General features: G+C 70.2%; 26 protein-coding genes. 9 read left to right on the top strand and 17 right to left on the bottom strand.

Annotated features, from left to right (window positions below; all coding sequences use genetic code 11):
* Positions 1–38 precede the first annotated feature (38 nt).
* From AC6I9V_RS08800 to AC6I9V_RS08750, 11 genes are all read right to left on the bottom strand, one after another.
* Positions 39–710 carry a 3-oxoacid CoA-transferase subunit B gene (locus tag AC6I9V_RS08800; protein WP_497899113.1) on the bottom strand — a complete coding sequence of 224 codons (672 nt, stop codon included), beginning with the start codon at positions 708–710 and terminating at the stop codon, positions 39–41.
* 1 nt (position 711) lies between these two features.
* Positions 712–1,371 carry a 3-oxoacid CoA-transferase subunit A gene (locus tag AC6I9V_RS08795; protein ID WP_497899112.1) on the bottom strand — a complete coding sequence of 220 codons (660 nt, stop codon included), beginning with the start codon at positions 1,369–1,371 and terminating at the stop codon, positions 712–714.
* A 3-nt stretch (positions 1,372–1,374) separates the two neighbouring features.
* Positions 1,375–2,601, bottom strand: coding sequence for a thiolase family protein (locus AC6I9V_RS08790; RefSeq protein ID WP_497899111.1), 1,227 nt, complete (start codon positions 2,599–2,601; stop codon positions 1,375–1,377).
* 86 nt (positions 2,602–2,687) lie between these two features.
* Complete coding sequence (gene pcaC / locus AC6I9V_RS08785; protein WP_497899110.1) at positions 2,688–3,113, bottom strand: 4-carboxymuconolactone decarboxylase; 426 nt, start codon at positions 3,111–3,113, stop codon at positions 2,688–2,690.
* 32 nt (positions 3,114–3,145) lie between these two features.
* Complete coding sequence (locus AC6I9V_RS08780; RefSeq protein ID WP_497899109.1) at positions 3,146–3,964, bottom strand: alpha/beta fold hydrolase; 819 nt, start codon at positions 3,962–3,964, stop codon at positions 3,146–3,148.
* Entirely contained in the window at positions 3,957–5,432 is a 1,476-nt protein-coding gene (locus tag AC6I9V_RS08775; protein WP_497899108.1) for a lyase family protein, read from the bottom strand. The genes AC6I9V_RS08780 and AC6I9V_RS08775 overlap by 8 nt, the downstream gene beginning before the upstream one ends.
* Positions 5,429–6,010, bottom strand: coding sequence for a protocatechuate 3,4-dioxygenase subunit alpha (gene pcaG, locus AC6I9V_RS08770; protein WP_349412733.1), 582 nt, complete (start codon positions 6,008–6,010; stop codon positions 5,429–5,431). The genes AC6I9V_RS08775 and pcaG overlap by 4 nt, the downstream gene beginning before the upstream one ends.
* Positions 6,003–6,911 (bottom strand): protocatechuate 3,4-dioxygenase subunit beta, encoded by a 909-nt coding sequence (pcaH, locus tag AC6I9V_RS08765; RefSeq protein WP_497899107.1) that lies wholly within the window; start codon positions 6,909–6,911, stop codon positions 6,003–6,005. Before pcaH ends, pcaG begins: the two co-directional genes overlap by 8 nt.
* Positions 6,912–6,960: 49 nt before the next feature.
* Entirely contained in the window at positions 6,961–8,886 is a 1,926-nt protein-coding gene (locus AC6I9V_RS08760; RefSeq protein ID WP_497899106.1) for a bifunctional sugar phosphate isomerase/epimerase/4-hydroxyphenylpyruvate dioxygenase family protein, read from the bottom strand.
* Positions 8,886–9,767: a shikimate dehydrogenase gene (locus tag AC6I9V_RS08755; protein ID WP_497899105.1), complete on the bottom strand. Its 882-nt coding sequence runs from the start codon at positions 9,765–9,767 to the stop codon at positions 8,886–8,888. The genes AC6I9V_RS08760 and AC6I9V_RS08755 overlap by 1 nt, the downstream gene beginning before the upstream one ends.
* Positions 9,768–9,892: 125 nt before the next feature.
* Positions 9,893–10,633: an IclR family transcriptional regulator gene (locus tag AC6I9V_RS08750; RefSeq protein ID WP_497900286.1), complete on the bottom strand. Its 741-nt coding sequence runs from the start codon at positions 10,631–10,633 to the stop codon at positions 9,893–9,895.
* A 360-nt stretch (positions 10,634–10,993) separates the two neighbouring features.
* Here AC6I9V_RS08750 and AC6I9V_RS08745 point away from each other — a divergent pair, with 360 nt between their 5' ends.
* A complete protein-coding gene (locus tag AC6I9V_RS08745; protein ID WP_349412730.1) occupies positions 10,994–12,313 on the top strand; it encodes an MFS transporter in 1,320 nt (439 codons plus the stop codon).
* Positions 12,314–12,452: 139 nt separating this feature from the next.
* Here AC6I9V_RS08745 and AC6I9V_RS08740 read toward each other — a convergent pair whose 3' ends face one another.
* Complete coding sequence (locus AC6I9V_RS08740) at positions 12,453–13,541, bottom strand: ATP-dependent DNA ligase (RefSeq protein ID WP_497899104.1); 1,089 nt, start codon at positions 13,539–13,541, stop codon at positions 12,453–12,455.
* Positions 13,542–13,695: 154 nt separating this feature from the next.
* On the opposite strand from AC6I9V_RS08740, the gene AC6I9V_RS08735 reads away from it, so the two are divergent.
* Positions 13,696–15,390, top strand: coding sequence for an alpha-amylase family protein (locus tag AC6I9V_RS08735; RefSeq protein ID WP_497899103.1), 1,695 nt, complete (start codon positions 13,696–13,698; stop codon positions 15,388–15,390).
* Between the two features lie 150 nt (positions 15,391–15,540).
* Complete coding sequence (locus AC6I9V_RS08730) at positions 15,541–15,777, top strand: hypothetical protein (protein WP_146336271.1); 237 nt, start codon at positions 15,541–15,543, stop codon at positions 15,775–15,777.
* Between the two features lie 4 nt (positions 15,778–15,781).
* Here AC6I9V_RS08730 and AC6I9V_RS08725 read toward each other — a convergent pair whose 3' ends face one another.
* Genes AC6I9V_RS08725 through AC6I9V_RS08715 form a run of 3 tightly spaced genes read right to left on the bottom strand, consistent with a single transcriptional unit; the run spans position 15,782 to position 17,403 of the window.
* On the bottom strand, positions 15,782–16,069 hold the full coding sequence (locus AC6I9V_RS08725; RefSeq protein ID WP_349412727.1) for a MoaD/ThiS family protein: 288 nt from the start codon (positions 16,067–16,069) through the stop codon (positions 15,782–15,784).
* Between the two features lie 9 nt (positions 16,070–16,078).
* Complete coding sequence (locus AC6I9V_RS08720; protein WP_497899102.1) at positions 16,079–17,227, bottom strand: WD40/YVTN/BNR-like repeat-containing protein; 1,149 nt, start codon at positions 17,225–17,227, stop codon at positions 16,079–16,081.
* Between the two features lie 50 nt (positions 17,228–17,277).
* On the bottom strand, positions 17,278–17,403 hold the full coding sequence (locus AC6I9V_RS08715) for a hypothetical protein (protein WP_497899101.1): 126 nt from the start codon (positions 17,401–17,403) through the stop codon (positions 17,278–17,280).
* On the opposite strand from AC6I9V_RS08715, the gene AC6I9V_RS08710 reads away from it, so the two are divergent.
* From AC6I9V_RS08710 to AC6I9V_RS08690, 5 genes are all read left to right on the top strand, one after another.
* On the top strand, positions 17,402–17,911 hold the full coding sequence (locus AC6I9V_RS08710; protein WP_349412725.1) for a universal stress protein: 510 nt from the start codon (positions 17,402–17,404) through the stop codon (positions 17,909–17,911). The genes AC6I9V_RS08715 and AC6I9V_RS08710 overlap by 2 nt on opposite strands.
* Positions 17,901–18,509 carry a DinB family protein gene (locus AC6I9V_RS08705; RefSeq protein WP_497899100.1) on the top strand — a complete coding sequence of 203 codons (609 nt, stop codon included), beginning with the start codon at positions 17,901–17,903 and terminating at the stop codon, positions 18,507–18,509. Before AC6I9V_RS08710 ends, AC6I9V_RS08705 begins: the two co-directional genes overlap by 11 nt.
* Before the next feature lie 216 nt (positions 18,510–18,725).
* Positions 18,726–19,073 (top strand): metal-sensitive transcriptional regulator, encoded by a 348-nt coding sequence (locus AC6I9V_RS08700; protein WP_497899099.1) that lies wholly within the window; start codon positions 18,726–18,728, stop codon positions 19,071–19,073.
* Between the two features lie 64 nt (positions 19,074–19,137).
* A complete protein-coding gene (locus tag AC6I9V_RS08695) occupies positions 19,138–19,368 on the top strand; it encodes a heavy-metal-associated domain-containing protein (RefSeq protein ID WP_146336265.1) in 231 nt (76 codons plus the stop codon).
* Positions 19,369–19,418: 50 nt separating this feature from the next.
* Positions 19,419–21,683 carry a heavy metal translocating P-type ATPase gene (locus AC6I9V_RS08690; RefSeq protein ID WP_497899098.1) on the top strand — a complete coding sequence of 755 codons (2,265 nt, stop codon included), beginning with the start codon at positions 19,419–19,421 and terminating at the stop codon, positions 21,681–21,683.
* 42 nt (positions 21,684–21,725) lie between these two features.
* Here the strand turns inward: AC6I9V_RS08690 and AC6I9V_RS08685 are convergent, their stop codons facing one another.
* Entirely contained in the window at positions 21,726–22,676 is a 951-nt protein-coding gene (locus tag AC6I9V_RS08685) for an EamA family transporter (protein WP_497900285.1), read from the bottom strand.
* A 177-nt stretch (positions 22,677–22,853) separates the two neighbouring features.
* On the opposite strand from AC6I9V_RS08685, the gene AC6I9V_RS08680 reads away from it, so the two are divergent.
* Complete coding sequence (locus AC6I9V_RS08680) at positions 22,854–23,396, top strand: CGNR zinc finger domain-containing protein (protein ID WP_497899097.1); 543 nt, start codon at positions 22,854–22,856, stop codon at positions 23,394–23,396.
* Here the strand turns inward: AC6I9V_RS08680 and AC6I9V_RS08675 are convergent.
* Positions 23,393–23,743, bottom strand: a complete 351-nt coding sequence (locus tag AC6I9V_RS08675) for a hypothetical protein (protein WP_497899096.1) — start codon at positions 23,741–23,743, stop codon at positions 23,393–23,395. The genes AC6I9V_RS08680 and AC6I9V_RS08675 overlap by 4 nt on opposite strands.
* Between the last annotated feature and the right edge of the window lie 17 nt (positions 23,744–23,760).

Genomic DNA, 23,760 nt, shown 5'->3' with positions numbered 1-23,760 from the left:
TTAACGCCTCTCGATCACGCATCACTTTATACGGAGGCTTAGGGTGCGGCGGCGGTGAGCGGCACCGGCACCAGGGCCTGCAGCTCCTCGAGGGTGCAGCCGAAGGTCTCGCGCACCTGGACGCCGTCGGGGCCGGTCAGGAAGACCGCCTTGTCTGTGTAGACCCTGGTCACGCAGCCGATTCCGGTGAGCGGATAGGTGCAGGACTCCACCAGCTTGGACACTCCCTCGCGGGTCAGCAGCGTCATCATCACAAAGACGTCCTTCGCGCCGGTCGCCAGGTCCATGGCGCCGCCGACGGCGGGAATCGCATCCGCGGCGCCGGTGTGCCAGTTGGCAAGGTCCCCGGTGGCGGAGACCTGGAACGCGCCGAGCACGCAGATGTCCAGGTGGCCGCCGCGCATGATCGCGAAGGAGTCGGCGTGGTGGAAGTAGGACGCGCCCGGCCGCTCGGTCACGGGGACCTTGCCCGCGTTGATGAGGTCGCCGTCGACCTGGTCCCCGGTGGCCTCCGGGCCCATGCCCAGCATGCCGTTCTCGGTGTGGAGCGTGACGTTCTGCTCCGGCTCCAGGTAGTTGGAGACCAGGGTGGGCTGGCCGATGCCCAGGTTCACGAACGAGCCGGGTTTGATGTCCCGGGCCACCAGGCGGGCAAGGTCGTCGCGGCCCAGCGGCGCGTCCGAGGTCTGGATACTCGTCTTGAGGCTCATCTCAGGCCACCTTCACGATGCTGTTGACGTAGATTCCGGGGGTCACAACGTTTTCCGGGTCCAGACCGCCGGTGGGGACGATTTCGGAGACCTGGACGATCGTGTGTCTGGCGGCCGCCGCCATGATGGGGCCGAAGTTGCGGGCGGTCTTGCGGTAGACGAGGTTGCCCTTCCCGTCGGCCGTGAGCGCCTTGATCAGCGCGACGTCGGCGTGGATGGGCGTTTCGAAGACCTGCCATTTGCCGTCCAGGAAGCGGGTTTCCTTGCCCTCGGCCAGCATGGTGCCGTAGCCGGTGGGGGTGAAGAAGCCGCCGATGCCGGCGCCGGCGGCCCGGATCCGCTCAGCCAGGTTCCCCTGCGGCACCAGCTCCAGCTCGATCTCGCCAGCGCGGAACTTCGCGTCGAAGTGCCACGAATCGGACTGCCGCGGGAAGGAGCAGATCATTTTCTTTACCCGGCCTTCCTTGATCAGCAGGGCCAGGCCCTGATCGCCCTGGCCGGCATTGTTGTTGACCACGGTGAGGCCGGTGGCGCCGCAGTCCAGCAGGGCGTCGATGAGTTCGAACGGCTGCCCGGCGTTGCCGAAACCGCCGATCATCACCGTGGAGCCGTCCGTGATCCCGGCGACGGCCTCGCCCACGGTGTCAATGAAGTTCAGCATGTCCTAGCCCTTTGCAGCCGGCGCCGACGGGTTATTCCGGCCGGCGGTAGAAACGTTTTCGAGGACGACGGCCAGGCCCTGGCCGACGCCGATGCAGATCGCGGCGACGCCCCAGCGCTGCCCGGAGGCCTGCAGGGACCGGGCCAGGGTGCCCAGGATCCTGGCTCCGGAGGCGCCGAGGGGGTGGCCCATCGCGATCGCGCCGCCGTGCCGGTTCACGATGGCCGGGTCGATGCCCCAGGCGTTGATGCAGGCCAGGGACTGCGCGGCGAAGGCCTCGTTGAGTTCGACGGCGCCGACCTGCTCCCAGCCGATCCCGGCCTTCGCGAGGGCCTTGTTCGCGGCCTCCACCGGGGCGTAACCGAAAAACTGCGGGTCGTTCGCGTGCGCGCCGCGTCCGGCGATGCGCGCCAGCGGGTCCATCCCCAGCAGGCCGGCCGCGGTTTCGGAGCCGAGCCACGCCGCGGACGCGCCGTCCGAGAGCGGGGAGGCGTTCCCGGCGGTGACGGTGCCCTGCTCCGTCCGGAACACGGTTTTGAGCCCGGCAAGTTTCTCCGCGGAGGACCCGGGACGGAGGCCCTCGTCGCGGACCAGGTCGGTGCCCGGGACCGGGGCGACCAGGGTGTCGTAGAAGCCCGCGTCCCAGGCCGCTGCGGCGAGGTTGTGCGAGTTGGCGGAGAATTCGTCCTGAGCCTGGCGGCCGACCCCGTATTTTTCGGCGAGCCGCTCCGTGGCCTCGCCCAGGGAGACGGTCCAGTCCGGGCGCATGGCCTTGTTCACCAGCCGCCAGCCGAGCGTGGTGGAGACCAGGGCGAGGTCCCCGGCCGGGTAGGGCTTTTCGGTCTTGGGCAGCACCCAGGGCGCCCGGGACATGGATTCAACTCCGCCGACCAGCATTAGGTCCGCGTCGCCCGTGTTGATCTGGCGGGACGCGATGATCGCCGCGTCCAGCGAGGACCCGCAGAGCCGGTTGACCGTGGTCCCCGGAACCGAGACCGGCAGCCCGGCCAGCAGCGTGCCCATCCGGGCGACATTGCGGTTCTCCTCACCAGCGCCGTTGGCGTTGCCGAACACCACCTCGGCGATCCGCTCCGGATCGAGCCCCGGGGCTCGCTTCACGGCCTCGCCGATCACGTGCGCTGCCAGGTCATCCGGGCGCACCGCGGCGAGCCCGCCGCCGAACTTCCCGAACGGGGTCCGCACGGCGTCGTACAAAAAAGCCTCAGTCATCTCTCATGTCCCTCATGGTTACGTTCCCTCCCAACTGGCTGGCAGATCAGGCCGTTTTCAGCCCTGAAAACGGCCCCAAGTGCGAGTCAGTTGGGTGGGGGTGCGGCGGTTGGATCAGTTTCGTCGATGGTGCGGAACACCTGCTGGGCGGTCTTGAAGGCGGTGTTGGCGGAGGGAACGCCGCAGTAGATCGCGGTCTGCAGCAGGATTTCCTTGATTTCGTCCCTGCTCAGGCCGTTGGTGATAGCGGCGCGGACGTGCATGGCCAGTTCCTCCCAGTGCCCGTGCGCCACCATCGCGGTGATGGTGACGGCCGAGCGCATCTGCCGGCTGAGCCCGGGCCGGGTCCAGATCCCGCCCCAGGCGATCCGGGTGATCATGTCCTGGAAGTCCTCCGTGAAGGCGTCCTTGGCGGCGTTGGCCCGGTCCACGTGCGCGGCACCGAGCACCTCGCGGCGCACGGCCATGCCGCCGTCGTAGATCTCCTGGCTGGTGGCATCCGGCTGGACCACACCGTTCCGTTCCGGCCCACCCGCCGGCCGGCTCACTGGCCGGCTCCGCGTGATTCGGTCCAGCTGATCAGGCTGCGCAGCAGTTCGGCCACGTGGCCGGGCGCCTCGAAGGGCGCCAGGTGGGCCACCTCCTCCAGGGTCGCCGCATTGGCCGTGCCGCCGCCGGCGGTGATGCCGTCTACGATCTCCCGGGCCAGCGACGGCGGCGCGACGGTATCCTGGGCGCCAGCCAGCGCCTGGGTGGGGACCCGGATGCCGCCGAGTTCGTCCCGCACGTCGAAGCCGGCGAGGGCCTCGCAGCAGAAGGCGTAGCTGAAGCGGTCGGCGTCGCGCAGGGTGTGCAGCAAGTGGCTGCTGCGGTCCGGCTCGCGCTCCATAAAGCCCGGCGCGAACCAGCGCTGGGCGGAGCCCTCGATCATCACACCGGTGCCCTGGTTGCGGACCGTCACGGCCCGTTCCAGCCAGCCCTCGGGCGTGCCGATCTTCGCGCCGGTGCACTGCACGGACAGGCTCTTGAGCCGTTCGCCATGCTTGATGCCCAGCTGCAGGCCGGTGGCACCGCCGAGGGACACGCCGGCGTAGTGGAACCGGGCGCCGGGGGCGACCGAATCGACCAGCTCGACGACGGCGTCGGCCAGTTCGGCGACGGTGAAGGTCTCCGCAGCGGCCGGGGAGACGCCGTGACCGGGCAGGTCCCAGGCGACGACGTCGGCGTCGTCGCCGAGCAGGGCGCCGGCCTGGCTCCAGAGCAGTGTGGAGGTCCCCAGGGACGGGCCCAGCACGAGGAGGGGTTTGTCGCCGAGCTCGCGCACGGGCGAGAGCAGTACGGCCTTGAGGGTTGGTCTAGCCACGGTTGGCGCCTTTCTCTTCGGTCGGTCTTGTGGGGTCGGTCGGTTCGGCGCCGGGCTGCGCGAAGGCCGGCCACGCCGCGAGGATGCGGCGCGAGATTTCGGGCGCCTGGCCCAGATAGTTGGCCGGATCCAGCAGCTCCTCGAGCCGCTCGTCGGAGAGCAGCTCCGCCGGGACGGCGGCCCGGAGCAGCTTCCGGTAGGAGCTGGACTGTTCGGCGGCGTGCACCTGGAGGGTCTGGTCCACCACGTCCTGGAGCCGGCTCCGGCCGTCCGGCCCGAGCAGCGGACCGACGGCGGCGCCCACCGCCTCGGAGAGCAGCAGGGGGCCGGCGAGGTCCAGGTTCCGCCGCATCGCCGACGGGTAGACCTGCAGGCCCTCGGCCAGTTCGCGGAGCTGCACTGCCGCGCCGAGGGCCAGGCGCAGCAACGAGCGCAGCGCGGTCCACTCGCTGTGCCAGGCGCCGTCGGGGCGTTCGTCGTTGAAATTGGCTGCCGCCAGGTGCAGCTGGGCTGCCAGCGCCGGTGCCTGCAGGGCGGCGCTGCGCACCAGCACGGACAGGACGGGGTTTTGCTTCTGCGGCATGGCCGAGGAGCCGCCGCGGCCGGCGGCCCGGGGTTCGGCGAGTTCGGCCACCTCGGGCCGGCTCAGGAACAGCACGTCGGCGGCGATCTTGCCCGCCGCGTCGGTCACGGCGGCCAGGGCGTCGCCGAGCGCGGTGACGGCGAGGCGGTTGGTGTGCCACGGCGCGGGGGCGGCGGCCAGCCCCAACCGTGCGGCGAGCCGGTCGGCCAGCTCGAGCGGGCCGAGGGCCGAGCCTTCGGCCAGCACGGTACCGGCCGCCAGGGTGCCGGCGGCTCCGCCGGTCTGGACCGGCAGTTCCAGAGCCTCGAGCCGCTGTGCGGCGGCGGCGAGCCCGTGGAACCACTGCGCGGCCTTCAGGCCGAAGCTGAACGGCAGCGAATGCTGGGTCAGGCTGCGGCCCACACACAGGGTCCGCTGGTGCCGCTGCGCAAGGTCGGCCAGGGCCGCCGTCGTGCGGCGGGTCTCGGTGAGCAGTTCGCGCACGGCGCCGGCGGCCAGCAGCATCAGTCCGGTATCCAGCACGTCCTGGCTGGTCAACGAGCTGTGCACGGCCCGTCCGGCGCCGATGCCGGCCGAGTCCAGCGCGGCGACCTGGTCGCGGAGGTCGGCGAGCAGCGGGATCACCGGGTTGCCGCCGCCCTGGGCGCGGACGGCGATGCCGGCGACGTCGTAGCGGTCGACGGCGGCGGCCGCCACGAGCGCGGCGGAGCCGGCCGGGACCAGGGCCGCCTCTTCCAGGACGGCAGCCCAGCCGGCTTCGACCCGGAGCAGGGCGGCGAGCACCGCCCGGTCCCCGGTCAGCGCAGCCACCCGGGGCGACGCCGACACCGGGCTCAGCAGGCCGAAGTCGCCGTCCGGGCCGGGCCCGGCGTGCGGGGAGGTCACGTGGCGTCCCCCGCGCCCGCGGCTCCCTCGAAGTCGAGGAAGACCGTCTCGTCCTCGCCCTGCAGCCGGATGTCCCAGCTGAGGCCGCCGTCGGGGTCGCGCCGGGCGATCAGGGTCCGGCGGCGCTCCGGGTCGAGCGAGGCCAGTAGCGGGTCGGCGGCGAGGGCTTCCTCGTTCTCGGGCAGGTAGACCCGGGTGAAGAGCCGGTTCATCAGGCCGCGGGCGAACACCACGACGGAGATGAACGGCGCGGCGCCGGGGGCGGCGGGGCCCGGGTTGACGGTGGTGAAGGTGAAGACGCCGGTGTTGCCGACGGCGCTGCGGCCGAATCCGGTGAAGGTGTAGCCGTCACGGACCAGGGAGCCGGTGCGCTGTGGGACGTTGCCCTCGGCGTCGGCCTGCCAGATCTCCAGGATGGCGTCCGGGACCGGGTTGCCGGCGCCGTCGTACACGGTGCCCTGGAGCCGGATGGAGCCGGCGGATCCGGGGGCCAGCAGCTCGCGGTCCTTGGCGTAGGGCAGGGCGTAGCCGTAGAACGGGCCCACGGTCTGGCCGGGGGTGGGGGTCAATTTACTCATGGTCGTCTCCGTCCGCGCCCAATGCTTCGTTTTCGGTCCAGGTCCGCTTCGAGCCGGTCAGGACGATGTCCCAGTTGTAGGCCAGCGCCCATTCCGGTTTGGTCTGGTCATGGTTGTAGGTGGCGACCAGCCGGTCCCGTGCGTCCTGGTCCACGATCGACTGGTAGATCGGGTCCAGGGCGAAGAGCGGGTCGCCGGGGAAGTACATCTGGGTGACGATCCGCTGGGTGAACTCCTGGCCGAAAAGCGAGAAGTGGATGTGCGCCGGGCGCCAGGCGTTCAGGTGGTTCTTCCAGGGGTAGGCGCCGGGCTTGATCGTGGTGAAACTGTAGGACCCGTCCGCTCCGGTGATGCAGCGGCCGACGCCGGTGAAGTTCGGGTCCAGCGGCGCCGGGTGCTGGTCGCGCTTGTGGATGTAGCGGCCGGAGGAGTTGGCCTGCCAGATCTCCACGAGCTGGCCCGCCACCGGCCGGCCGTCGCCGTCGAGCACCCGGCCGGAGACGATGATCCGCTCGCCCAGCGGCTCGCCGTTGTGCTGGATCGTGAGGTCGGCTTCAAGGGCGTGCACGTCCATGTGCCCGAACGCCGGTGAATACAGCTCTATGGTTTCCGGGTCCGCGTGCTGCAGGCTCTTGGTCGGGTGGCGCAGGATGCTGCTGCGGTACGGCGGGTAGTCCAGCCGCGGCTGGGTCTCCGCCGGGGCGCCGTTCCGGAGCGCCTGCGCGTAGGCATCCCTGAGCGCCGTCATCTCGTCGCTGAGGATCTGCTGCGATTCCGCGGCGGTGTCCAGGGCCGGGGCCGCCTTGGCGGCGGGCTTCGATGTGGCCTCGGGCGCTGCGTCGGACACGACCTCGGTGAGCGGGTCCGCGTTGAAAATCTCGAGGTTGATCTCTTCAGGCACAGCAGCCTCCTTTCGGTGGGTGGGATGGGTGGGTCCTGGCCGGGTGCGGTCAGGCGGTGAGTTTCAGCTGGTGCAGGTGGTCGTACTGGACGGCGTGCCGGACCGGGGCGTTGGGTGCCCCGTAGCCGTCATAGGAGCCGCGGCGTTCCACCATTTCAAAGAACACGCTGCCGACGGTGGCGGTGTAGAAGTGCAGGAACTCGCCGTCGGTGTCGCGGTCGTAGAGCAGGTTCAACTCCCGCAGCGTGGCGAGGAACGCCGGGTCCAGGTCGAACCGTGCGTCCAGGTCCTCGTAGTAGTTCGCAGGGATCTGCAGGAATTCCAGTCCGCGGCCGCGGGCGGCCCGGGCCGTGGCCACGAGGTCGTCCACGGCGAACGCGATGTGTTCCTGGTAGGTCCGGCGCGGGGTTCCGGCGGGCGCGCTGCCGGCCGGCTCCGGGCCGGCCTCCTGCTGGTGCAGCGGGGCCAGGTTCAGCACCAGCCGCACACCCCGGTCCCGGGTGGTCATCACCTGGGAGCGGACCAGCCCGGTGGGGCTGGCAACCTCGGCGTACGGCTGCGGCTCCAGGGCCAGGGCGCTGGTGTAGAACAGCACGGCCTCGTCGAAGTGCTGCCACGGCTGGGCGAGGTTGACGTGGTCGATCACGGCCTGCGGAGCCGCGGCCGGGCCGGTTTCGGCGCCAGCGGTCGGGCCGAATTCGCTGACCCAGGCGGGTATGCCGTCCGGGTTGCCCTGGCAGAGAAAGATTTCGGTGGAGTCCGGCGCGGCGAAGCCCTGGAAGACCTCCTCGTTCGCCTGGCTCTTGCGCGGCACCGCGGGGGCCTTCAGCTGCTGCGCCCGGGCCGCAGCGATCACGGGGGAATCGACGTCGAAGCCGACCGCGGCAATGGCGGTCTCCGCGGCGGCGGGGGCTTCCTCGTTGATGATCACGCGTGCGTGGCCCATGGTCCACAATTGCACATTCTTGGTCCGGTGCCGGCCGTTGAACCCGAAACCCAGCTGGCCCAGCAGGGTCTCCAGGGCGGCGGTGTCGGCGGCCCGGACCTCGGCGAAGTTGAACCCGGCCGGCTCGGCCACCCGCGGCAGCGTGGCCAGCTCCATCGGATGGCGGCGGCGGCCGGCGCCGGCAGCAGCCTCGGCCGGGGACGGGTTCGCCTCCAGCCACCGCGCGCTTTGTTCCTCGAGCCAGATCAGCGAGCGCATGGCATCGACGGCGGTTCGCTCGACGTCGGACTGCCGGAAGACATCGTTGAAGACCTCGAGCGAGACCGGACCGGTGTAGCCGGCACGGACCACGTGGCCCATGAACTTGGCGAGCTCGAACTGGCCCTCTCCCGGGAAGACGCGGTAGTGCCGGCTCCAGGACAGCACGTCCATGGACAGCTTCGGCGCGTCCGCCACCTGGACGAAGAAGATCTTCTCCGGGTTGAATTGCTCGATCGGCGCCGTGTCCCAGTCCCGGGACAGGATGTGGAACGAGTCCAGGCAGGTGCCCAGGTTCGGGTGGTCCACGAGTTCCACCAGGCGGTGGGCGTGCTCGTAGTCGTTGACGTACTTGCCCCAGGCCAGGGCCTCGTAGGCGACCTTCACCCCGTGGTCGCCGGCGAGTGCGGCGAGCCGGGACAGCTGGGCGGCGCGCAGCTCGTCGTCGTCGATGCTGGCGGTGGCCACGTTGGAGCAGACCAGGATGGTGTCCATGCCCAGCCGGGACATCAGCCGGAACTTGGCCTCGGCCCGGCGCAGGTTGGCGGCCAGCAGTTCCTCCGGCACGGAGTCGAAGTCGCGGAACGGCTGGTACAGGTCAAGGGTCAGGCCCAGGTCTGCGGCCATCGACCGGATCTGCTCCGGGCTCAGCGACGAGGTGACGAGGTCCTGCTCGAAGATCTCGATCCCGTCGAAGCCGGCGATGGCGCAGGCCTGCATCTTCTCCCGCAGGGTCCCGGAGAGGCAGACGGTCGCGATTCCGGTGCGCATCAGGCCGCCACCTCCTCGGCGGCGACGAGCTCCAGGAAGTGGGCGCGCATCCGGTCCGCGTCGGCGTCGAGGCCGGTGAAGATCCGGAAGGCGTCGGCGGCCTGGCCCACGGCCATCCGGCCTCCGTCGAGCACCTCGCACCCCCGGGCGCGGGCCTCGCGGACCAGTTCGGTCTCGATCGGCCGGTAGACGATGTCCGCGACCCAGTGCCGGGACTCCAGCAGGGACGTCTCCAGCGGGACGCCCGGATGGGCGGCCATGCCCACCGGCGTGCAGTGGACCAGGCCGTCGGCGAGCGGCATGAGCTCCGGGAGCTCCGCCGTCGTCCGCGCGGTGACCACAATGTCCGGGAAGAACCCGGCGAGTTCGGCCGCCCGGTCGGCGCAGCGTGCCGCGTCGGTGTCCACCAGGTCCAGGCGGCGGACGCCCGCGGTGAGCAGGGCGTAGGCGACGGCGGATCCGGCGCCGCCGGCGCCGAGCTGCACCACGCGGTCCAGCTTCGCCCCCGGTAGGCCGGAGGCGAGTGCGGAGGCAAAACCGGAGAAGTCGGTGTTGTGGCCGATGAAGCGGCCGTCGCGGATGGTCACCGTGTTGACCGCGCCGAGGCGCCGGGCATCCGGGGAGACCTCGTCGAGGTGCTGCAGCACCAGCTGTTTGCAGGGGTGGGTGATGTTCAGGCCGTTGAAGCCGAGGCGGTGCGCGAAGGTGAGGAGGTCCCCGATGGCCTGGCCCGGGAGGCCGAGCTCGGTGAGGTCGATGGGGCGGTACAGGTACCGCAGGCCCTGCACATCGCCCTCGCGTTCGTGCATGGGGGGCGTGAGGGACGGCGTGACGCCATCGCCTACGAGGCCCACGAGGAAGGACTCTGCTCGGTTGCTCATCCGTCTAGCTCCTTTGACAACGGCACTCGGCGGGCCACGGTGCAAGCGGCGGGCCGGGTGATGGGGATTACATTAGCGCAAGTGTTCACATATTGCACTATTGTTCTTATTGCGAACATGGCCATCTATTGCTGGGGCAGCCGGGCCGAAAGTTCGGCCGCTGCGGACTGGAGCAGCGGCACCAGGGCCACGAGGGCCTCCATGCCCATCCGGAAGACCGGGACCGCGGTGGCCAGCGAGGCGAAGGCGTGGCCCTGGGAGTTGAAGACCGGGACGGCGACGGCGCGCATGCCGAGCTCGTTTTCCTCATCCATGGTGGCGTAGCCGCGCTGGCGGACGAGCTCGATCTCGGCCCGGAAGGCGTCCCGGTCCGTGATGGAAAACTCAGTAAGCGGCTCGAGCTCCAGCTCCCCGACCAGCTGCCGCCGTGTGGCGTCGTCGGCAAAGGCGATGAGCGCCTTGCCTACCGAGGTGGTGTGCAGGGCGCCGAGGTGGCCGGGGTCCGAGGTGACCCGGAAGGTCTGCGGGCCGTCCACCTTGTTGACGGTGAGGTGGTGGTTCCCGTCGCGCACGGACAGGATGGTGGCCTCGCCGGATTCCTCGGTGACGCGGCGCAGGATGGGAAGGGCGGTGCCGGCGAAGCCGTGGTGGTTGGAAACCCGCTGGCCGAGCTGGAAGACGCGCAGGCCCAGGTGGTAGCGGCGGCCGTCCGGCTCGTAGTCCACGAAGCCGTCCCTGGTCAGCGAGCCGAGCAGCCGGTACGTGGTGCTGAACGGCAGTTCGGCGCGGCGCGAGAGCTCGGCGGCACTGGCGCCGCGGGGCTCGTCCCCCAGCAGGACCAGCAGCCCCAGGGCTTTGCCCACCATGTCCGTGCGGGAATCCTCCCGGGCGGCCTTCTTTGTCCCGGGGGGGGAGGTCTCGGCAGTATCTTCGGCCGCATCCATGGGGCCGCCGGGGGCTTCGGCCGCGGGGGCCGGCTCTGTGTCTTGGTTCACACTCATGCATCGATGTTCTCACATGGTGAGAGCTATTGCTAGATGATGATTATTTTTGTTGACAAGTGATGGCAATCACAGCCATGCTTGCTACATCGCACAAGTAGCTCCCACCATGTGGCTACTAGTCCGGGTCTTTCCTCGGTCCACCGGCTGCCGCACACTTAAAGCCACCGGCCGGTGAGACCTTCCCGATCCATCCGCGACAACGTCGTCACACAAAGGAACACCATGAGCCAGACACTCCCGTCTACGACGCCGGGCACTGCCGCACCGGCCGGGACACCAAAGAAGGCAGCCCTCGCCAGCTTCCTGGGCAGCGCCGTCGAGTACTACGACTTCTTCATCTTCGGTTCCGCCGCCGCCCTGATCTTCCCGAAGGTCTTCTTCCCGGACGCCGACGCGAACGCCGCGATCATGTCCTTCGCCACGTTCGGCTTCGCCTACGTGGCACGTCCGGTGGGCGCCGTGATCCTGGGCCACTTCGGTGACCGGGTGGGCCGCCGGAAGGTCCTGATGTTCACCCTGCTGCTGATGGGCGCCTCCACGTTCGTGATCGGCTGCCTGCCGGACTTCAAGACCGTCGGCTGGTGGGCGCCCGCGCTGCTGGTGATCGCCCGGCTCTGCCAGGGCCTCTCCGCCGCCGGCGAGCAGGCCGGCGCCTCCTCCATGACCCTCGAACACGCCCCGGACAACCGCCGCTCCTTCTTCACCTCCTGGACCCTGACCGGCACCCAGGGCGGCCAGATCCTCGCCGCCCTCGTCTTCATCCCCGTCCTGGCGCTGCCGGACGAGGTCAAGTACGGCATCGGCTGGCGCATCCCGTTCTGGCTCAGCGCCGTCGTTGTGGTGGTCGCGTTCTTCATCCGCCGCACCCTGCACGAGCCGCCGGCCTTTGAGGAAGCACAGAAGTCCGCGCAGATCTCCAAGCTCCCCGTCGCCGACCTGCTCAAGCACCACTGGCGCGACGTGCTGCGAGTGGTCGCCTGTGCCTTCATCGCCGCCGTCTCCACCGTGTTCGGCACCCTGGCCATCAGCTACGCCAAGAACGTGGCCAACGTGGACGGCACCGTCACGCTCTGGCTTGTGGTGGGCGCCAACCTGGTCGCCCTCGGCACCCAGCCGCTGTTCGGCATGCTCGCCGACCGGATCGGCCGCAAGCCGGTCTTCATCTACGGTGCGCTGGCCAGCGCGGTGCTGACCCCGGTGTTCCTGCTCAGCCTCGAATCCGGCAGCGTCCCGCTGATGTTCCTGGCCGCGATCGGCTTCTTCTCCTTCGGCTACGCGGCCTCCAACGCCGTCTGGCCTTCCTTCTACGCGGAAATGTTCAGCACCAAGGTCCGCTTCTCCGGCCTGGCGATCGGAACCCAGCTCGGCTTCCTGATGGCCGGCTTCGCCCCCGCAATCGTCGCGGCCATGGGCGGTATCAAGCCCGGCGGCTGGGTCCAGATCACGATCTTCACCGGAATCATCTGCGCCATCGCCGCCGTCTCGGCGCTGACCGCCAAGGAATCGTTCAAGATTCCCACCAAGGAGCTCGGCCTGCGCTAAGGCCCCGGCCTTCCCGCCCGGTTACTTCGGGGGAAGCCCGGTGTGTTCACGGAACACACCGGGCTTTTCCGCGTGTCGCCGGGGTGGCGGCGGAGGAACCGGGCGGGAGCGTTCTGTGGACCGCCCGACGGCGGACGGTTCAGCCGCCGGACGGCGGCCCGCCGGCGCCGAGCACCGCGGCCAGGTCGTAGCTGACCGGCTCCTCCAGCTGGGCGTAGGTGCAGGAGGCGGGGTCCCGGTCCGGCCGCCAGCGGACGAACTGGGTGGTGTGCCGGAACCGCGGCCCCTCCATGTGGTCATATTTCACTTCGACCACCCGTTCCGGGCGCAGCGGCGTGAAACCCAGGTCCTTGCCCCCGCTCCACCGGCTTCCTTCGGCGTTGCGCGGCGTCCGCGCCCCCTCCTCCTGCCGGGCCCACGCCCACGGGTGGTCCGCGAAACCGGTGACCAGCGGCTGGAGTTCCTCGAACAGGTCCATGCGGCGCTGCATCGGGAACGCCCCCACCACGCCCACGTTGGCCAGCACGCCGTCGTCGTCGTACAGTCCCAGCAGCAGCGAACCGATCCGGTCCGGGCCGGAGGTGTGCACCCGGTACCCGGCCAGGACACAGTCCGCGGTGCGTTCGTGCTTGACCTTGAACATCGTGCGCTTGTCCGGCTGGTACCCCGAGCCCAGCGCCTTGGCCACGATCCCGTCCAGGCCGGCGCCCTCGAACTGCCGGAACCACCGTCCCGCGGTGTCCCGGTCCCGGGTCGCGGCGGTCAGGTACACCGGCGCGGAGCTGCCCGCGAGCACCCGTTCCAGGGCCGCGCGGCGCTCCTCGAACGGCCGGGCGGTGAAATCCTCCTCGTCCAGCGCCAGCAGGTCGAACGCGACGAAGCTCGCGGGGGTCTGGTCCGCGAGCAGGCGGACCCGGCTGGCGGCGGGATGGATCCGCTGCTGGAGCGCGTCGAAGTCAAGGCGGTCCCCGGCGGCCCCCACCAGGATGATCTCGCCGTCGAGCACACACCGCGGTGGGAGGTTCAGCTTCAGCGCCTCCACCAGCTCCGGGAAGTAGCGGGTCAGGGGTTTGCCGTTGCGGCTGCCGATCTCCACCTCGGCACCGTCGCGGAAGATGAGGGACCGGAAGCCGTCCCACTTGGGCTCGAAACTCATGGCCCCCTCCGGCAGGGCGCCGACGGCTTTCGCCAGCATCGGCGCGATCGGGGGCATCAGGGGCAGTCGCATGGGCCCTATTCTGGCGCGGCGGAGCGCCCGCGTCGATCCCCCGGCGCCCGGCCCGGACTGCTGCCCGGCGGGATTCCCTCGACAGACCCGGATACCGAGGGTAGACATTGACGATGGCTACCACCGGATTCCACACCCCGCACGAGCAGACCGCATGAGGATCGCCGAGACCTCCGACCTCTGGTGGAAGAACGCCGTGATCTACTGCCTGGACCCGGAGACTTTTTTCGACGACGACGGCGACGGGACCGGGGACTTCGCCGGCCTGACCCAGCGGGTGGACTACCTGGCCGCCCTGGGCGTCACCTGCATCTGGCTGATGCCCTTCTACCCCTCGCCGGACCGCGACGACGGGTACGACGTCACCGACATGTACGGTGTCGACGGCCGGCTCGGCACCCTCGGCGACGTCGTGGAATTCATCCGCACGGCGCATGACCGCGGCATCCGGGTGATCGCGGACTTCGTCATCAACCACACCTCGGACAAGCACCCCTGGTTCGTGGAAGCCCGCAAATCGGTGGACAACCCCTACCGGGACTACTACGTGTGGCGCAAGGACACCCCGCCGGACACCTCGGACCAGGTGGTGTTCCCCGGCGAGGAAACGTCCATCTGGACCAAGGACAAGTCCACCGGCGAGTGGTACCTGCACATGTTCGCCAAATACCAGCCCGACCTGAACGTGATGAATTCGTCGGTCCGGGACGAGATCGCCAAGTCCATGGGCTTCTGGCTGCAGCTGGGACTCGACGGCTTCCGGCTCGATGCGGTCCCGTTTTTCCTGGAACTGCGGGGCGAACCCAGGGACAAGCGCGCCCGCATTGATCCGCACGACTATCTCAGCGCCCTGCGCAGCTTCCTGAATCGCCGGCACGGCAGCGCCGTGCTGCTCGGCGAGGTCAACCTGCCCTACAAGGAGCAGCTCAAGTACTTTGGCGGCGCGGCGGGCAATGAATTGAACATGCAGTTCGACTTCCTCTCCATGCAGAACATGTACCTCTCGCTGGCGCGCGGCGATGCCAGACCGCTGGCCCGGACGCTGGCCTCCCGGCCGGCAATCCATCCGGACAACCAGTGGGCCATGTTTGTCCGCAACCACGACGAACTGACCCTGGACAAGCTCAGCGACTCGGAGCGGGAGGAAGTCTTTGCCGCCTTCGGACCGGATGAGGACATGCAAATGTACGGCCGCGGGCTCCGGCGCCGGCTGCCGACCATGCTCGACGGCGACCCGGCCCGGATCCGCATGGTCTATTCGCTGATGTTCTCGCTGCCCGGCACCCCCGTGCTCTTCTACGGCGAGGAGCTCGGGATGGGCGAGGACCTGCGGGCGGACGGACGTTCCGCCGTCCGCTCCCCGATGCAGTGGAACGACACCGCCAACGGCGGCTTCTCCACCGCCCCCGAGCGGGAGCTGGTGGCCCGGGTGGTGGACGGCTACTTCGGCCCCAAGAACATCAACGCCGCCGCGGCCAAACGGGATCCGGAGTCGCTGTGGAACTTCATCGCGGTGCTCATCCAGCGCTACCGCGAAAGTCCCGAGCTCGGCTGGGGCCGGTTCGAGCTGGTCAAGCAGCCTGTCGCCCGGGTGCTGCTGCACCGCTGCAGCCGGGACGGCTCCGCCCTCCTCCTCGCGCACAACTTCGGGGCCGAACCCGCCTCGGTCACCGCAAGCGCGGCCACACCCGGGGAGCCCGGCCGTTCCTACGCCGGCGCGGTGCTGCAGGACCTGCTCGACGGCGAGGATATCCCGCTTCAGGACGACGGCGGCTTCGAACTGGAGCTGGGCCGTTACGGTTACCGCTGGTTCCGGATCCACCATCCGGAGGACCGGCTGAGCCCCTGAACGCCCCGCCCGGCAGCCGGAACCCCTCAGGAGGCGCCCCGCGGAAAACTAACCCAGCGCTTACCGGGCGGAAACGCGGCGGCAACATTGGCGCCGGACACTGGAAGTGCCGGCAAGAGCAGGCACCAGCTCCAGTCCAGGAGGCCAGCGATGTTGAAGGAAGCCAAAGCCCAGATCACCAGAGTCCGCGCCCTTGACCAGCTGCACCGCGGCGACGAGATCGAGGCGCGGCTGCGGGTCGGACCGAACTACGACGACGTTGTAATCCGCCGCGGCTGCGTGCAGGAGACGGCACCGGGAATCGGCGTTGTCTGGATCCTGGACCGGCAGTCCGGCACGCGCAAGGCCGTCAACACGGACGAATGCAGCCTCTGGCGCGTGGCCTGAGGCGTTAGCCGCCGGCCACGGACTGGATGATCAGCACTTCCTGGCCCGGGGCCACCTCGGTGCCCAGGCCCTGCAGGCGCCGGATTTCGTTCCCGTTGACGTAGATATTCACGAAACGGCGGACGGCACCGGTCTCGTCCCGCAGCCGCCTGGACAGCGCGGGGAAGTCACCGGCCACCGCGTCCAGCAGCCACCGGACGCTCACGGCCCCCTCGGCGGGCGCAGTCAGGACGGACTGCCCGCCGGCCAGGGGCTGCAGCACGCTGGGGAGCACCACGCTGATGTCAGGCAACGGTGCGCCTCACCCGGCAACCTCGGCCCCGGCGAGGGCGTCCGCGTGGCCGCCGGTCACCCGGGCGCCGGTCACCTGCGCGGCCCGGACACAGAGCACGTCCGGCAGGTGCGAGGCCACCTCGGTGAAGTGGTCGCCCTCGTCGGCGCTGGCGTAGACGCTGCCGCCGCGGGTGCCGAAGTAGACACCGGCGGGTTCGGCCGCGTCGACGCAGGCCGCGTCGCGGAGCACGGCGTTGAACTCGGCCTGCGGCAGGCCGTCATCCAGACGTTTCCAGCTGGCCCCGGCGTCGTCGGTCCGGTGCACGGCGAGCTTGCCGTCCGGCGGGATGCGTTCCCCGTCGGCCTTGAGCGGGATGACCCAGGCCGTGCCGGAGCGGTGCGGATGCGTGAGCATCACGAAGCCGAAGTCCGCCGGCAGGCCCTCGGCGATCGACTCCCAGCTTTCGGCGCCGTCGTCGCTGCGGTAGACGCCGTGGTGGTTCTGGGCGTACAGGCGGCCGTCGACGGCGGCGTCCGCCGCGATCTTATGGACGCACTGGCCGAATTCGGGGTAGGGATCGGGGTTAAAGCGGGCCGAGATCCCCTTGTTCCGCGGCTCCCACGAGGTGCCGCCGTCGAGCGAGCGGTAGACGCCGCCGGTGCTCATCGCCACGTGCACCTTGTCACCGTCGGGGTTGACGACGATCGAGTGGGCCGCGGCACCGCCGTAACCGGCCCCCCATTCGCTCCGGTGCGGGTGGTCCCACAAGCCGCGGTTGAGTTCGAAGTGCTCACCGCCGTCGGTGGACTTCCAGACTGAAATCGGCTCGCAGCCGGCCCAGACGACGCCGGGGCGGGACTCGGCGTCGGGGTGGATCTGCCAGACGCGCTCCAGTGCGGCGTCGGTGTCCTCGGGGAATCGGATGGCGCCGTTTTCCGGCTCGTGCCAGGTTTCGCCGAGGTCGTCGGAATGGAAGACCGTGGGTCCCCAGTGCTCCGAGCGGACCCCGACCAGGATCCGCGTCCGGCCGTCGCGGGTATCGATGCCGATGCTGGGGATCTCGCTCATCAGGAAATGCGGGCCGGACAGCGACCAGTTTCGGCGGTCCGGGCTGGTTGCCAGCCAAAGGCCCTTCTTGGTTCCAATCGCCAGGACGTAACTCTCTGCGGTAGCCATGCCCTACATGCAACCACCCCGGCCCGGCCGCCGCAATGGTTTAAGCCCATTCAGTCGACGAACTCGGACTGGGTCTCGACGAAGTCCCGGTCGGCGGCACTGAGCACCCCGGCAAGAGCTGCCTCGGGCACGATGGCCCTAGCCGGGCAGCCCGGATGTAGGCAAAAATGGACCATGCCCGCCGAGCGCACGCCCCATCCACCGCTGGTTGTCGGTGTCCTCCCCGGACGGTCGCCCGAGGTGCTCGAAACCGCCGTGGAGCTGGCCCGGGTCCTTGCCGCGCCGCTGGTCTGCGCCTTCGTCGACGAGGCCAGCTACCTGGTGGAGTGGGATCCGGCCCGTTCCGCCCACCGGCTCTCGCTGCACCCCGAGGCGGACAACGAGGGACTCCGGGCGCAGACGGAGCGCCTGCGCTCCGAGATTGCCGCGGCCTGCGAGGGTCCCGGCGTCGAGTGGAGCCTGCGGACCCTGGCCGGGGATCCGGCCCGGGCGCTCGGGCGGCTGGCGGCGGACGCCGGCGCGGCCATGATCGTGGTGGGCACCCCCGAACCCGGGCTGGGGCACCGGATCACCGCCGCCCTTAACGGCTCGGTGGCCGCCTGGCTGAGCCACCACCAGGACCGGCCCATCCTGATCGTTCCCGCCCGTGCCAGCGGACCGGGCGGGTCCCGCCGTGGTTCCTGACCCCGCCGCTCCCGAAGGCCGCCCCAACAGCCCCAAGCGCTTTGACCGCGCGGACGTGGCCGCCGGTTACCGCCGGAACTGCGCCGAGCTGGAGGCCTGCCTGGCCGCCGCCACGCCGGAGTGGCTGCGGCGGCGCAGCGCAGGAACCCGCTGGAGCAACGAGGAACTGCTGTACCACATGGTGTTCGGCTACATGGTGGTGCTGGCGCTGCTGCCGCTGGTGCGCGTCTTTGGCCGGCTGCCGCTTCCCGTCAACCGCGGCTTCGCGCGGCTTCTCAACGCCGGGACGGCCCCGTTCGACGTCGTCAACTACTGGGGCTCAAAGGCCGGCGCCCGCGTGTTCAACCGCCGCCGGATGGCCGCGAAACTCCGCCGCACCACCTTGGCTTTGGAGCGCCGCCTGGCCCGCGAGACCCGCGGGCGACTAGGCCGCTGCATGTCTTTTCCCGAGCGGTGGGACCCGTTTTTCCGGCCCAGGATGTCGCTGGCGGACGTCTACGCCTACCCGGTTGACCACTTCGATTTCCATGCCGGCCAGCTGTCCCCGGACGGCCCGGCCTCCCAGGGATTCGGGCCCCGGCCGGACCCGGGAAAATAAAGCGAAAGTAGTTATTCGAGGTGCTGGCGCATCGTCGCTACCGCCAAGTAAGGTTGTAGTCGTAGGCGGGAAACCCCCTACCCCATAGCTGCTCCGGAGTGCGTATCCCCCAATAACGCACTCCGGAGCTCTTTAATTTCCGGGTCCGGCCGGGCGCGGCCACGATACCCCCGGAGGGTACTTGCCAGATACCCCTAGGGGGTATATGTTGAGGGCATGAACGAGTCCGACGCCTCCGCCACGGCCGCCCTGGACGGCACCGCGCCCCAGCAGCACGGCTACTCCGCCAACAAGGATGCCTACCTCAAGCGGCTCAAACGGATCGAGGGGCAGGTCCGCGGCATCGCCCGGATGGTCGATGAGGACAAGTACTGCATCGACATCCTGACCCAGGTCGCCGCCGTCACCAAGGCCCTGCACGCCGTCAGCCTCGGGCTGGTGGAGGAGCACATCGGCCATTGCGTGGTCGGTGCGGCGGCGGAGCCGGATCCGGAACTTCGGGCTGAAGCCATCGACTTCAAAGTGAAGGAGGCCACCGATGCCATCGGGCGCCTGCTGCGGTAGCGGCAACACCACTCACCACACCATCGGGCTGGGCAACCCCCAGTCCCCCACCAAGGAGCTAGCCATGAGCACCGTTTCCACCACCGTTGAAGTATCCGGCATGACGTGCGGGCACTGCGTGTCCTCCGTTTCCGAGGAACTCGAGGCGCTGGCCGGCGTCGAAAGCGTCGACGTCGACCTGAACGCCGGCGGCGTCTCGACCGTGACGATCACCTCCGACAAGCCGCTCTCGCCCGCCGAGATCGGCGAAGCGGTCGCCGAAGCCGGCTACCTGGTGGTAGCGAACGAGGCCTGAGCCCGCCGCCGGGCAGCACTTTTACCGAGCAGGACCGAAGGGGACCTACCGTGAGCAACGCGCAACTGCTGGACCAGCCCGGAAGCCGGGTGATTGAACTCGACATCGAGGGCATGACCTGCGCCTCCTGTGTGGGCCGTGTCGAACGCAAGCTCGGAAAGCTCGACGGCGTCACCGCCTCGGTCAACCTGCCGCTGGAGTCCGCCCGGGTCACCGTTCCGGCAGGCATCACGGACGAGCAAATCACCGCCACGGTGAACGCCGCCGGCTACAAGGCCACGCTCAAGACGCCCCGGGACGCGGCAGCCGAGGCGCCGGCCGCAGGCCCGTCGGCGACGCTGGGTCCCCGCCTGATGGCCGCGGCCGCCCTTACCGTCCCGGTGTTCCTGATCTCCATGTTCCCGGCTTTCCAGTTCCCGAACTGGGGCTGGGTTGCCGGCGCCCTGGCGCTGCCCGTGGTCAGCTGGGCGGCCTGGCCGTTCCACCGGGCCGCCGCGGTGAATGCCCGGCACCTGTCCTCCACCATGGACACGCTCGTGTCAATCGGCGTCACGGCCGCCTACGCCTTCTCGGCGTGGCAGCTGCTGGCCGATCCCCGCCTGACCGAGCACCCGGGCATGGAGGGCATGGGCTCCGGCGGACTGTACTTCGAGGTCGCCGCCGTCGTTACCACCTTCCTGCTGCTTGGCCGCTACCTGGAGGCAAACGCCAAACAGAAGGCCGGCGACGCCCTGAAGGCCCTGCTGGACCTGGGCGCCAAGGACGCGGCCGTGCTCCGGGACGGGCTCGAGTTCAAGGTGCCCGCGGAGAGGCTCCGGGTCGGGGACGTCCTCGTCGTCCGCCCCGGCGAGAAGATCGCCACCGACGGGGTGGTGCTCGAGGGCACGTCCGCCGTCGACGCCTCGCTCGTCACCGGGGAATCGGTGCCGGTGGAGGTCGGGCCGGACAGCCCGGTCACCGGCGCCACGATCAACACCTCCGGCCGGATCCTGGTCCGCGCCACCCGGGTGGGCGCAGACACCACCCTGGCCCAGATGGGCCGGCTGGTCTCCCAGGCGCAGTCCGGGAAGGCGCCGATCGCCCGGCTCGCGGACAGGATCAGCGCCGTCTTCGTCCCCGTGGTCCTCGCCATCGCCGCGGCCACCTTCGCTGCCTGGCTGCTCGCCGCCGGCCCCGCCGTCAACGACGCCGAGCTCCGCGCCGCCTTCACGGCCGCCGTCGCCGTGCTGGTCATCGCCTGCCCGTGCGCCCTCGGCCTGGCCACCCCGGTCGGCCTGCTCACCGGGACGGGCCGCGGCGCCCAGCTGGGCATCCTGATCAAGGGACCGCAGGTGCTCGAGGACACCCGCACCGTGGACACCATCCTGCTGGACAAGACCGGCACCGTCACCACCGGCCACCTCGCCGTTGACGGCACCCGCGCCTTCGCCCCGTTCGGCGAGGGCGAGGTCCTGCGCCTCGCCGGCGCGGCGGAGGCCGCCTCCGAACATCCCGTCGCCCGGGCCATCGCGGCTGCGGCACTCGCCGCCGGGCAGGAGAACGGCGGCGCCGCCGCGCTGCCCGCCGTCACCGGCTTCCACTCGGCGCCGGGAGGCGGTGTCCGCGGCAGCGTGGATGGGCGCCTCGTCACGGTGGGCCGGTCCGGCTGGCTGCAGGAGAACGGCGTCACCGTCTCCGGCCCGCAGCAGGAAGCCCTGGCCGCCGCGGAGGGCGCCGGGGCCACCGCCGTCTGGGTGGCCGTGGACGGCGAACCGGCGGGCATCATCAGCCTGCGCGACACGCTGAAGCCCGGTTCCGCGGCGGCCATCGCCCGGCTCCGCGAGCTGGGGCTGCGGCCCATCCTGCTGACCGGCGACAACGCCGCGGCGGCCGGCCAGGTTGCCGCCGCCGTTGGCATCCCGGCCGAGGACGTCTTCGCGGGGGTGCTGCCGGAGGGCAAGGTGGACGCGGTCCGGAAACTGCAGGCCGGCGGCGCCACGGTGGCGATGGCCGGCGACGGCGTGAACGACGCACCGGCGCTGGCGCAGGCGGACCTCGGCATTGCCATGGGCTCCGGCACGGACGTTGCCATCGAGGCTGCGGACCTGACCGTGATGGGAAACGAGCTGGGGCAGGTCGGACAGGCGATCGAACTGTCCCGCCGGACGCTGGCGACGATCAAAACGAACCTGTTCTGGGCCTTCTTCTACAACGCAGTGGGCATCCCGGTGGCCGCGCTTGGCCTGCTCAACCCGATGATCGCGGGCGCGGCGATGGCGGCGAGCTCCGTGCTGGTGGTGGCCAACTCGCTCCGGCTGCGCAGCTTCGGCAAGTAGCCCCGCGTCCGGGCCGTCCGCCGCCGCGGCGGGCGCGGCCGCTCAGGGCACGGGTTCGACGTCGTTCGCGTGGTCGAGTTCCGCGGGCAGCGCGGCGGGCCGCCGGAGCTCGTCAAGCCGGACCAGCACCACCCCGCCCACGATCAGCACACCGCCCAGGAGCTGGACCGGGCCGGGTAGCTCACCGAGGAGCAGCCAGGCCCAGATCACGGCGAACAGCACCTCGGTGAGCGAGACGAAGGACGCCACCTTGGAGCCCAGCGCCCGCGCGGCCACAATGCCAGACACGTAGGCGAGCACGGTGGCCAGGACCACCAGGCCGCCCAGCGCTACCCACCAGGGCGTGACCCAGGGGCCCAGCCGGGTGTCGGCCGTGCTGGCGGCCATCGGCAGCAGCCCGGTGGCCGCGGCCAGCCACATCACCAGCGCGCCCACCACGAGCCCGCCGGACGCCAGCACGATCGGCGGCAGGGTGTCGTTCTCCCTGGCCGTGATGAAGAAGTAGATGGCCAGGCAGACGGCGGCCGCGATCCCCCACATCACACCGATGAGATCGATCTTCACCGCCCCGGTGAGGTCCAGCACCAGGACCAGTCCGGCGAGCGAGAGCAGCGTGCCGGCAATCGTGAGCGGCCGCGGCCGCTTCCGGCTGGCCCCCCAGAGCCACAGCACGATGATGACCGGGGCCAGGTATTCGAGCAGGAGCGCGACGCCGACCGAGAGCCGTTCGACGGCGTTGAAGTAGAACAGCTGGCACGCGGCCACGCCGATCAGGCCGAACAGCAGCACGGTGAGCCAGTTGTCCCGGAGCTGGTGCCAACGGCCGCGCAAGGCGAGGGCGGCCGGGACGGCCAACACCAGCGCGGCCCCGCTGAGCCGCGCGGTCACCGCGGCGCCGGGCGTCCAGCCCGTCTCCAGCAGCGCCTTGGCAAAGGATCCGGAGAGGCCGAACACGGCCGAGGAGAACAGGGCCACGCCCAGCCCCGAGGCCAGGAAGCCCGTGGCGCCGGGCCTTGGGCCTGCGCCCTTTGGGCCGGCGGCGTGCCGGGTCGGTTGGTTCAGGCCCGAGGGCGCGGCGGGGCGGCGTGCGGCAGACACGGACTGCCTCCTGTCAGGAGTAAAGTAGGGTTATGGTCATGACAGTACGCCCGGCCAACGTAAGGAGTCAAGATGGTTTTTGCCCCTGACACAGAAGTTGCGCTGCGCTCGGTGGTCGGCCTGATCAACACGGCGGCCAACGGGGAGGAGCAGCTGGCCACCGTTGCGGACCTGGACCGCTTCCTCGCCGCCGAGGGCTTCACCGGCTCGCGGACCCGGGACGCTGCGGAACTGGCGAGCGTGCACCGGCTCCGTGCCGAACTGGCCGCGCTCTGGCTGGCCGGCGAGGGCCCCGCCGTCGAGACCGTCAACCGGCTGCTGCGTGAGGCCCGGGCGCTCCCGCAGCTGGTCAAACACGATCAGTGGGACTGGCACCTGCACGCGACCACGTCGGAAGCTCCGCTGGCCGACCGGATGAGCACGGAGGCCGCGATGGCACTGGTGGATGTGATCCGCAGCAAGGAAATGGACCGGATGCTGGTCTGCGCCGCGGATGACTGCGACGCCGTCGTGCTGGATCTCAGCCGGAACCGCTCAAAGCGCTACTGCGACACCGGGAACTGCGCCAACCGCGCGCATGTGGCCGCCTACCGGGCGCGGAAGGCTGCGTCCTAGCGGAGTTCGCCGCCGGCGTCGTCAGCCTCGGGGGCCGGCTGCGTGCCGGGGCCGCCATGGGAGGAGCCCGGCCGCTTCGAGCTCAGGTTAACGCCGGAACCCTTGCCGAGGTGCTCGGCGTTGTCCTTGTAGCTCATCGAGAGCATGGCGGCGATCACGAGTGTGACGATGAAGGCGATGCCCGCGCCGGTGAAGGCCAGGTCGAAGCGGGGGGCCCTGGCACTGCCACCGGAGGCGAAAATCAGGACGGCGACAAAGGCCAGCACTGCCCAGAACGCGGAGAACATCAGCGGTCCCTTGACCGAGGTCCGCAGGCTGCGGCGTTCTCCTGATTTCTGCTCTGCCAAGGTGCTTTCCTCCTGCC

This window comes from Arthrobacter sp. SlRoot2-15, assembly GCF_059739345.1.
This window is presented reverse-complemented; position numbering and strand designations above follow the sequence as displayed.